This is a genomic window from Roseovarius sp. PS-C2 (assembly GCF_018862045.1).
GTDB lineage: Bacteria > Pseudomonadota > Alphaproteobacteria > Rhodobacterales > Rhodobacteraceae > Roseovarius.
This window is the reverse complement of the sequence record NZ_JAHKSQ010000021.1, coordinates 1-10,572: the sequence shown is the minus strand read 5'-3', so window position 1 is coordinate 10,572 and position 10,572 is coordinate 1. Positions and strand designations below refer to the sequence as shown.

The window sequence follows — 10,572 nt, the reverse complement described above, 5'->3', positions numbered from 1 at the left end:
CGGTGGGCGCGGCGGGGCATATCGACATCTTCCCCAACTCGCGCAACGTGATCCCCGGCAAGGCGGTGTTCACGGTGGATTTCCGCTCGCCGCAGCTGGCGGTGATCGAGGACATGGTCACGCGGATGAAGGCGGCGGCGACGGAGATTTGCGACGATATGGGCTGCGAGGTGGCGTTCGAGACCGCCGGCGGGTTCGACCCGGTGGAGTTCGACAAGGGCTGCGTCGCGGCGGTGCGCGCGGCGGCGGAACGGCTGGGCTATTCGCATCGCGACCTGGTGTCGGGGGCGGGGCACGACGCGTGCTGGATCAACCGCGTGGCGCCGACGGCGATGGTGATGTGCCCCTGCGTCGACGGGCTCTCGCACAACGAGGCCGAGGAGATCACCAGGGACTGGGCCGCCGCCGGGGCCGACGTGCTGATGCATGCGGTCGTGGAAACCGCGGAAATCGTGGAGTAGCAGGGGGCGCCGCCCGCCGCGTGCGACGCCGCGACCCCTCCGCAACCCGCCAGAAAGACAGGGAGACATGATATGAACGACATACTGGAGCTTGGGGCGGTTGAGCTGCGCGCCCGTCTTGGGGCCGGACAGTTGAGCGCCGAAGATCTTATGCGCGCGACGCTGGAGCGGATCGAAAAGACGAACGGCGCGCTGAACGCTGTCGTGTCGATGAAAGATGGCGATGCACTGATGGCCGAGGCGCGCGCTGCCGATGCCGCAGGGCTGGACGGCGCCCTGGCGGGCCTGCCGGTTTGCGTGAAGGATATGGCCAATGCGAAGGGGTTCCCGACAAGCATGGGGTCCCCGGCCTTTGCGGACAAGATCGCAGAAAAGGACGATCTGTTCGTGTCGCGCATGCGCGCTGCCGGGGCCATCGTGATCGGGAAATCGAACACGCCCGAGTTTGCCCTTGGCAGCCATACTTTCAACACGGTGCATGGCGCGACATGCAACCCTTACAATTCCGGCGTGTCCTGTGGCGGGTCATCGGGCGGTGCGGCGGTTGCGTTGGCGGCGCGCATGGTGTCGATCGCGGACGGATCGGACATGATGGGCAGCTTGCGCAACCCCGCAGGGTGGAACAACGTCTACGGTATGCGGCCCAGTTGGGGGCTTGTTCCGGCCGAACCCGTTGCGGACACGTTCCTGCATCAGATATCGACGGAAGGCCCCATGGCGCGCAGTCCGCAGGATCTTGCGCTGTTGCTGAAGGTCATGGCGGGCCCCGATCCGCGACAGCCGCACAGTATGCCCGTTCCCGAACTGGACCTGGCCGGGATCGACCCGGCAGGGGTCAGGATCGGTTGGCTGGGGGACTGGGGCGGAGCCTATCCGATGGATGACGGCATTCTGGAGCTGTGTCAGGCCGCCTGCCAGTCCCTTGCCGATCTCGGGTGCCGGGTGGAGCCGGTTTCGGCGCCTTACAGCCGCGAGGCCTTGTGGGACAGTTGGACCACTTTGCGGAGCTGGACCATGGCCTCAAAGCTCTCGGCGCTTCTGGAGAATCCGAAAACGCGGGATCAGATCAAAGCTGATGCCGTTTGGGAAATCGAGCGTGGCCTGGCAATGAAGGCCGTGGATGTTCACAAGGCAAGCGTGGCCCGCTCGGGATGGTTCCGGGCGGCAGCGGCGCTTTTTGACAGTTACGATGCCTTGGTTTTGCCCACGGCGCAGGTGTGGCCGTTTCCGATGGACTGGAGTTGGCCTGCAGAGGTGGCCGGGGTCGGGATGGATACGTACCATCGCTGGATGGAGGCGATGGTGCCCGCCAGTCTGGCAGGGCTGCCTGCTCTCGCAATGCCTGCCGGGTTCGGAGAGAACGGGTTGCCGATGGGCATCCAGTTGATTGGCCGGAAAGGCAGCGACCGGAGGCTTCTGGAGATTGCCGCGCTCTATCACGAGGCGACGTTCTGGCCGCAGAAGGCCCCGCCGGAACCGGCCGCCGCCTGAACGGGATCAGAAGGTCGGGGGGGTGTTGGCCCACAGCACGCGGGTGCGTGTCTTTCCGGGGTTGCGGTAGGCATGCGGGCGGCTGGAATTGAAATGAAAGGAGTCGTTTTCACGCAGGTGATACACAATGTCGTCGAGCGTCAGTTCAAGTTCGCCTTCCAGCACGTATCCCATTTCCTCGCCCACATGCTGAATGTGGTCTTCGCTGGAGCCGTCCGGTTCGATGATGTGGATGTTGCATTGCAGGATGTGATCTCTGGAATGGGGAATGATGCGTTCGAGGCAGATTCCGGTGCCGCGCCGGACCGGATCAAGGTCGATGACAGGGCGTTCGCCCATGCGCGACACGACCTGTTCCTTGCCGTTCGTTTCATCGAACAGAAGCCCGATGGTGATGTCGAGCGCCTGTGTGATTCGATGCAGAAGGGCGACCGAGGGCTGGGTCTTGTCGTTCTCGATCTTCGACATATGCCCTTCGGAGGTTTTGGCCAGTTCAGCCAGTTGTTTCAGGGTCATGTTTCGGATTCTGCGTAGTGATTTAATTCGTTCTCCGATCATGTACCCAACCTTTTTCGATCAGTGATTTGCATTGCCTTGTTCTTTTCCCGACGGATTCCATTGTCAACTGTGCTATAAAATTAAGCAAACCCGGTTACTTGCGGACAAGGTCATGCAAGATACTTGCATAATGTTGTTGCCTGCGCTTACCCTGAGCCTTGTCCGCTGTTTCGCAGCGCGACCATGAACATGAATAAAAGCCAGCGGTGGCGTGGGTGCTTGCACCGTCCTGCCGCGAAGCAAACTCAGGGAGCCACAAATGCCTATGACTGCATTTGCACATGTATTGAAGAAATCCGCCCGCCATGCGGTGCTGTCCGCACCGATTGCCGTTGCGGGCCTGATGGCGGCCACGGCGCCGGCCAGCGCGGAATCGGTGCTGAAGATCGTGCCGCATGCCGACCTGCGCAACGTCGACCCGATCTGGACGACGGCCTATATCACCCGCAACCACGGGTATCTGGTGTTCGACACGCTGTTCGCGCTGGACGAAAACCTGGAAGTCCAGCCGCAGATGGCTGCCGGTCACGAGGTCAGCGAAGACGGTCTGACCTATACGATCACACTGCGCGACGGCTTGACGTTCCATGATGGATCGCCGGTGACGGCAGAAGACGTCGTTGCCTCGATCAAGCGGTGGGGCGCGCGTGACGGCATGGGCCAGAAGCTGATGCGCGTGACCGCCAGCCTTGAAGCCGCCGACGACAAGACCGTCGTTCTGACGCTGAGCGAATCCTATGGTCTGGTGTTGCAGTCGCTGGGCAAGATTTCGTCCAACGTGCCGTTCATCATGCCCAAGCGCCTGGCCGAAACCGACCCCAACAAGCAGGTCGAGGAAATCATCGGCTCGGGGCCGTTCAAGTTCGTTGCCGACGAATGGCAGCCGGGCAACAAGGTGGTTTACGAAAAGTTCGACGAATACGTGCCGCGTGAAGAGCCTGCAAGCTATGCCGCAGGTGGCAAGGTGGCCAATGTGGACCGTGTCGAGTGGCGCTATATCCCCGATGCGGCAACCGCAAGCCAGGCCCTGCTGGCCGGTGAGGTGGATTACTACGAGCAACCCGCCGTCGACCTGCTGCCGATGATCCAGTCGGACCCGTCGATCAAGGTCGAAACCGTTGACCCGCTGGGCACGCAAGGCGTCGTGCGCTTCAACTTCAAATATCCGCCGTTCGACAACAAGAAGGCCCGTCAGGCTGCGTTGTGGGCCGTGCAACAGGCCGACTACATGTATTCGATCATGGGTGATCCGGCCTATTTCGAAGAGTTCTGCGGCGCCTATTTCATGTGCGGTGGACCTTACGAAACCGACATTGGCAGCGAACCGCTGCGCGAAAAGGATGTCGAAAAGGCCAAGGCCCTGCTGGCAGAATCCGGCTATGACGGGCGCGAGGTGCTGATCCTCGATCCGACGGATATTCCGGTGGCGCACGGGCAGGCGCTGGTGACGGCGCAGGCGCTGCGCGAGATCGGCATGAACGTGAAGCTGGTCGCGATGGACTGGGCGACGATGACATCGCGCCGGGCGGTGCGCGAAGCCCCCGAGAACGGTGGCTGGAACATCTTCCCGACATGGTGGCTGGCGGCTGACCAGTTGAACCCGGTGACGAACATTTCGGTTGCGGCCTCGGGCGACACCGCCTGGTTCGGCTGGCCCGAGAACCAGAAGATCGAAGATCTGCGCAATGCCTTTGCCAAGGAAACCGACGCGGGCAAGCAGATGGAGATCATCGAGGAATTGCAGGCCGAACTGTATGATTTCGTGCCCTACATCCCGACCGGCCAGTATTACCAGCCGACGGCCTTCCGCGACAACGTGAAGGGCGTTCTGGAGGCTCCGGTTCCGTTCTTCTGGAACATTTCGGTCGAGTAATCGTCCTTTGATCAGGCAGCGCGCGCCCGTCGCGCGCTGCCGCCCAATCAACAAGGTGAGCCGGGCATGTACGCATATATCATTCGCCGACTTATAGCGACCATCCCGATCATGGCGATCGTGGCGGTGTTCGTTTTCATGCTGCTGCATCTCAGTCCGGGCGATCCGGCGGCGATCATCGCCGGGGATTTCGCCACGGAAGAGCAGATTCTGAAGATCCGCGAACAACTGGGCCTGAACGATCCGCTTTATATCCAGTTCGGGAGTTGGCTGATCAACCTGCTGCAGGGGGATATGGGCCAGTCCATCTATTCCGGCCTGCCCGTGACCAAGCTGATCGGGCAGCGGCTGGAGCCGACGCTGATGCTGACGCTGTGCACCATGCTGATCGCCATCACCATGGCGATTCCGCTTGGCGTCATCGCGGCGTGGAAAGTCGGTACGTGGATCGACCGTGCGGTCATGACGCTGGCGGTTTTCGGATTTTCCGTTCCGGTCTTCGTGATCGGGTATCTGTTGATCCTCGGAGGCTCACGCACGCTCGGCTGGTTCCCGGTTCAGGGATATACCAGCATCCTCGAAAGCGTTCCGGGATTCCTGTCTCATATCACCTTGCCCGCGTTGACGCTCGGGGCGGTCTATATGGCGCTGATCGCACGCATGACGCGCGCCACGATGCTGGAAGTCCTGAACGAGGATTACGTGCGCACCGCCTATGCCAAGGGGCTGGCGACGCGCAAGGTTCTGATTAAACATGCGCTCAAGAACGCGATGGTGCCGATCAGCACGACGATCGGCCTGGGTGTTGCCCTGCTGATCGGCGGTGTGGTCGTGACCGAAAGCGTTTTCGCCATTCCCGGCCTTGGACGGCTGACGGTCGATGCGGTTTTGCGCACCGATTATCCCGTGATTCAGGGCGTTATCCTCGTGTTTTCCTTTACCTATGTCCTGCTGAACCTGCTGATCGACCTGAGCTATGTGCTGTTCGATCCGCGCATCCGGTACTGAACCGGTCAGCCAGAAGTCCAAGGATACAAACCCATGAGTTTGCATGTGCAAGAACTGTCATTCGGCGCGCGTCTGAAGCATCGCGTGCGGGTGGTCGCGGAATCCTTCAAACGTAATCCGACGATGCTGTTCGGTGTGGCTGTCCTGTTGCTGATGGCCGGGCTTGCGTTTCTGGCGCCGTGGCTGGGATTGCCCGACCCGATGCAGCAATCCCCGCGTGACCGCCTGCAATCGCCGTCCGCCGACGCGTTGTTCGGGACCGATATGTACGGGCGTGATCTGTTCAGCCGCGTGTTGCATGGCGGTCAGGTTTCGCTGGTGGTCGGGCTGACGGTCGCGGCCCTGGCCACCAGCTTTGGGCTGGCCATCGGGCTGGTGTCGGGCTTTGTGCGCGGTGTCGATGCGGTGATCATGCGCCTGATGGATGCTCTGATGTCCATTCCGTCGATCCTTCTGGCCATCGCTCTCGTGGCGCTTTGGGGAAGCAGCGTGCCCAACGTGATCCTGGCGCTGACCATCCCGGAAATTCCGCGTGTGGTGCGACTGGTGCGGTCGGTTGTCCTGATGCTGCGCGACCAGCTTTATGTGCAGGCCGCGATTGCCTGCGGTACCTCGACCCCGCGTATCCTGATCCGGCACATCCTGCCCAACACCATTCCGCCGCTGATCGTGCAGGCCACCTACATCTGTGCACAGGCTGTGATTTTCGAGGCTTACCTGAGCTTTGTCGGCGCGGGCACGCCGCCGGAAATCCCGAGCTGGGGCAACATCATGGCCGAAGGGCGCATGTTCTTTTTCCAATCCGTCGGGATCATCCTGTATCCGGGCGCGTTTCTGGCGCTGACGGTTTTCGCGATCAACACGTTCGGGGACGGTTTGCGTGACTCGCTCGATCCCCGTATGCAAAGGAGGGTCTGAGAAGATGACCGAAGACACCGCCCTTCTGGATCGCGGCCCATCCGCGGATGCCGGAACGGACCCCGTGCTTCAGGTGGAAGACCTGCGCACATATTTCGACACGCGCGATGGCGTCGTGAAGGCAGTGGACGGGCTGAGTTTTTCGGTCCGTCCGGGTGAAATCCTGAGCGTGGTGGGGGAATCCGGCTGCGGGAAATCCATCACTTCGCTGTCGGTCATGCAGCTTTTGCCGCGCCCGCCTGCGCGGTTTGCCTCGGGTCGGATCATGTTCAAGGGACGTGATCTGTTGCAGGCCAGCGAAGAAGAGATGCGCCATGTGCGCGGCAACGAAATCTCGATGATCTTTCAGGATCCGATGTCGTCGCTCAACCCGGTGCTGAGCATCGGGGATCAGTTGACCGAGGCGATCATGCTGCATCAGGGACTGTCGCAGAAGCAGGCGATGGACCATGCCGCCGAAATGCTGGACCTTGTGCATATCCCCGAGCCGCGCCGCCGGCTGAAGGAATATCCGCACCAGTTGTCAGGCGGGATGCGGCAGCGGGTGATGATCGCCATGGCGCTGTCCTGCAACCCTTCGGTATTGATCGCGGACGAGCCGACGACGGCGCTGGACGTGACCATTCAGGCGCAGATCCTGGCGCTGATGGAGGAAATCCGCGACAAGCTGAAAACCGCGATCATCCTGATCACGCATGATCTGGGCGTGGTAGCCGAAATGGCCGACCGGGTTTTGGTGATGTATGCCGGGCGCAAGGTGGAAGAGGCGGACGTTGCCGAAATCTTCGAACGCCCTCAGCACCCGTATACGCGGGGGCTGATGCGTTCGGTGCCGCGGCTGACGACCGATTTTTCGGAAGCGCGTCAGGAGCGGCTGTCGGAAATTCCCGGTATCGTTCCGGCCCTGACCAACCTTCCGAAGGGCTGCACCTTTGCCGAGCGTTGCGCCTTTGCGACGGACCGTTGTCGCGCGGAATATCCCGCCCTTGAACCCAAGAAACCCGACCATCTTGCCGCGTGCTGGGAAAGCGCAAACCTGCCGGACTGGACCCTATGACAGAGAAATCAGAGCCTCCTCTTCTTGAAGTCAAGAACCTCACCAAGCATTTCCCGATCCGGGGAGGATTGCGCAACCGCGAGCAGGCGCGCGTTTATGCCGTGGACGGTGTTTCGTTCTCGGTGAATGCGGGCGAAACCCTTGGGATTGTCGGGGAGTCGGGTTGTGGCAAGTCCACGACGGGCAAGGCGATCCTGCGTCTGGAAGATCCGACCAGCGGGCAGATTTTGCTGAAAGGCAAGGATATCACCCATATCTCGCGCCGGGAGATGCACCCGTATCGTCAGCAGATGCAGGTCATCTTTCAGGACCCCTATGCCTCGCTCAATCAAAGGCTGCTGGCAGGGGATATCGTTGGCGAACCCCTTGGCAACTATGGAAATCTGTCGCCAACCGAACGGCGTGAAAAAGTGGCCGATCTGTTTGCGCGGGTCGGCTTACGTCAGGATGCGATGCATCGCTTCCCCTATGAATTTTCGGGCGGGCAACGCCAGAGGCTGGGGATCGCGCGGGCGCTTGCGCTGAACCCCGAGATCATCATCGCCGACGAACCCGTTTCGGCGCTGGACGTGTCGGTGCAGGCGCAGGTGGTGAACCTGATGATGGACCTGCAAGAGGAACTGGGCCTGTCCTATCTGTTCATCGCCCATGATCTGGCGATCGTGCAGCATATCAGCCACCGGATCGGCGTGATGTATCTGGGCAAGCTGGTCGAGATCACGGACAAGCAAAGCCTGTTCCGCTCGCCCCAGCATCCCTATACCGAGGCGCTGCTTGACTCCGTTCCCATTCCCGACCCGCGCAGGCGCAAGACACGCAAGGTGCTGAAAGGGGATGTGCCAAGCCCGATGAAGCCGCCCAAGGGGTGCAATTTCAATACCCGCTGTCCCTTTGCCGTGGACCGCTGTTTCAAGGAAGAGCCCGAGCTGCGCGAGGTCGCGCCGGGGCACATGGCCGCGTGCCATCTTCGCTGACCCATCTTGCCGGAGACAAGAATGACTGACCTGACCGGACTGGACCTGACCCGCAAGCTGATTTCGTTCAACACGATCAGCCCGCCGGGAAACGAGGCAGACTGCGCGCAATATATCGCGGGGTTGCTGGAAGAGGAGGGGTTTCAGATCACATGGCATGACTGGTTGCCGCAGCGCCCCAATCTGATTGCAACGCTACCCACGACCGAAGAGGTGACACGCGGCGCCATCGTCTATTCCGGGCATCTCGATACCGTGCCGCTTGGGCAGGTGGACTGGAGCGAAGACCCGTTTGCAGGCGAGATCAAGGATGGCCGCATGTACGGGCGCGGGACATCGGACATGAAAAGCGGTGTAGCCGCCTGCATCATGGCGGGGCTTGCTTTGGCGCAAGAGCCGGTGCGGCGTGCAGAGGTCAAACTGATCTTCAGCGCTGGCGAGGAAACCGGATGCGAGGGCGTGCTGGCCCTGGCCGATCGCCCGGACCTGTTGGGCACATGCGATGCGCTGGTCGTGGCGGAACCCACGGACAACCGCCCGTTCATCGGGCACAAGGGCGCGCTGTGGCTATCGCTTGTCCACAAGGGGGTGACGGCGCATGGCTCTATGCCGGAAAAGGGGAAGAACGCCATTTTCGCCGCCTGTGCGTCGATAGACGCCCTGCGCGGGTTCGATTTCGGCGTCGAGGCGCACCCCGTCATGGGCGGGCCTTCGTTGAATGTTGGCAACATGAGTGCGGGGCTGAACGTCAATTCGGTTCCCGATCTGGCGCGCGTGGGCGTCGATATCCGCTCGACCGTGGGGCAGAGCAATGCCGGTATCAAGGAACAGCTTGGCACGCTTCTTGGCGACGACGTGGAGATCGAGCCGATGACGGATATGGATCATGTCTATACCGACCCCGATCATCCGTGGATGAGCCAGGTATTTTCCGTGGTCGAAGAGGTGACAGGCCAGCGGCCCGAGGTCGGCACGGCGACGTATTTCACCGACGCCTCGGTGCTGAAACCCGCGATGGGCAATCCGGCGACCCTGATCATGGGGCCGGGTGCGATGGCGATGGCACATCAGACGGACGAATATTTCGAAACCGCGCTGATGGAGCCCTGTGTCGAGGTCTTCACCCGTCTGGGCCGTCTGCAAATCATGTGAGAATGTCAGACAAGACCCACTGCCTGAACTGTGGCAGCAAACTGAAACGCAACACGCCGATCTGCCCGCAATGCGGTGTGGCGCAGCCGGTCAGGCCCATTGGAGGGCTGATCGGATTGGTCGTTTTGCTCGTGCTTTTAGGGGTGTCTGTGCTAGTGGCGATAATCTGAGGGTTGATTTGGTCTTCTCGCCGTGGCTGCCGGAACAACTAAAATGTCAGCTGAATGCGGCTGATGGCAAGTGAGCGCGAATTGAGGTGCAAAAAACTTGCTGTCTACGTGGCATTGTCAAATCTGTCACGTGCCCCGCGTCTTTGACCCGTTTGACATTTGGTGCCGAAATGGCTCGAGGTTGCGTGACTTGTTCATCCGGGGAACGGCGCCGTTTTCCGGATTGCGCATCCTACGGCTTAGCGGGCTCCACTCGGGCCAATTGAAAATGGCCGAATAGCGCGATTGGGAGCCCTAATCCCTTGGGTTCGGTCCGAAATACATCTGATACACGGCATGAGACAGCCCTCGCCACACCGAGCGAGCGTCAGCCGATATCCCGGTCCACCGTGCACGCCAAAGCGAACAGGAGACCGCAGATCGCGACCAGACCGATCAAGATAACTGCGCTGGACATGACTCTGCCCTCCGGTGACAGCCTTCGTTGAGGTCTCACATGGAGTGGAATCAGGGCGTGTGACAACCGTCGGACCAGACAGCATGGCCGTAGTGTTGCGCAAATGCTGATGCTATCGGCGGAGAGGCACCGATCAGGGGCAAATCCCCTGCGGTTTTTCGCCGGGACTGTCATCGGAACAAGGATCGTAAGGACCTGGCTGGGGTGGTAGGAGACCTTCGAAGCCGAAGATAACCATCCGAAACCGCCGACGACGCTCCCGACCGGGGCATTATCCGGGGGCGGTTTGGTCGGAAAAACAGAAAGGAAGGGTCCTGCAGGTGACCTGACGGGGGACGGCGAAGGCGGCTGTCTCACGCGTCCCCGAACGATCCCCGCAGCTTTAAAGCCGACACTCACCCGCGAAAGGACAGCTCCCGGGGTGGTTCGGTGTGTCGTTCGCGCGGGTGGCGT

Annotated in this window: 9 protein-coding genes; 8 read left to right on the top strand and 1 reads right to left on the bottom strand. The window is 61.1% G+C overall.

Annotated elements, in window-relative coordinates:
* On the top strand, positions 1–461 hold a 461-nt coding region (locus tag KPG71_RS19295; protein ID WP_216338608.1), incomplete at its 5' end, for a M20/M25/M40 family metallo-hydrolase.
* Between the two features lie 72 nt (positions 462–533).
* Complete coding sequence (locus KPG71_RS19290) at positions 534–1,952, top strand: amidase (protein WP_216340346.1); 1,419 nt, start codon at positions 534–536, stop codon at positions 1,950–1,952.
* Positions 1,953–1,958: 6 nt separating this feature from the next.
* Here the strand turns inward: KPG71_RS19290 and KPG71_RS19285 are convergent, their stop codons facing one another.
* Positions 1,959–2,510, bottom strand: a complete 552-nt coding sequence (locus tag KPG71_RS19285; protein ID WP_301182930.1) for a cupin domain-containing protein — start codon at positions 2,508–2,510, stop codon at positions 1,959–1,961.
* A 259-nt stretch (positions 2,511–2,769) separates the two neighbouring features.
* Between KPG71_RS19285 and KPG71_RS19280 the strand changes: the two genes are divergently transcribed.
* The 6 genes from KPG71_RS19280 to KPG71_RS19255 all read left to right on the top strand — a co-directional run bounded on the left by KPG71_RS19280 (position 2,770) and on the right by KPG71_RS19255 (position 9,492).
* The gene (locus tag KPG71_RS19280; protein WP_216340342.1) at positions 2,770–4,383 is read left to right on the top strand and encodes an ABC transporter substrate-binding protein; all 1,614 of its coding nucleotides are present in this window, start codon (positions 2,770–2,772) and stop codon (positions 4,381–4,383) included.
* Positions 4,384–4,449: 66 nt separating this feature from the next.
* A complete protein-coding gene (locus tag KPG71_RS19275; RefSeq protein WP_216340340.1) occupies positions 4,450–5,391 on the top strand; it encodes an ABC transporter permease in 942 nt (313 codons plus the stop codon).
* 33 nt (positions 5,392–5,424) lie between these two features.
* Positions 5,425–6,309: an ABC transporter permease gene (locus KPG71_RS19270; RefSeq protein WP_216340338.1), complete on the top strand. Its 885-nt coding sequence runs from the start codon at positions 5,425–5,427 to the stop codon at positions 6,307–6,309.
* Between the two features lie 4 nt (positions 6,310–6,313).
* The gene (locus KPG71_RS19265) at positions 6,314–7,366 is read left to right on the top strand and encodes an ABC transporter ATP-binding protein (protein ID WP_216340336.1); all 1,053 of its coding nucleotides are present in this window, start codon (positions 6,314–6,316) and stop codon (positions 7,364–7,366) included.
* Positions 7,363–8,340 carry an ABC transporter ATP-binding protein gene (locus tag KPG71_RS19260; protein WP_216340334.1) on the top strand — a complete coding sequence of 326 codons (978 nt, stop codon included), beginning with the start codon at positions 7,363–7,365 and terminating at the stop codon, positions 8,338–8,340. Before KPG71_RS19265 ends, KPG71_RS19260 begins: the two co-directional genes overlap by 4 nt.
* Before the next feature lie 21 nt (positions 8,341–8,361).
* Positions 8,362–9,492 (top strand): M20 family metallopeptidase, encoded by a 1,131-nt coding sequence (locus KPG71_RS19255; RefSeq protein ID WP_216340332.1) that lies wholly within the window; start codon positions 8,362–8,364, stop codon positions 9,490–9,492.
* The last annotated feature ends 1,080 nt before the right edge of the window (positions 9,493–10,572 follow it).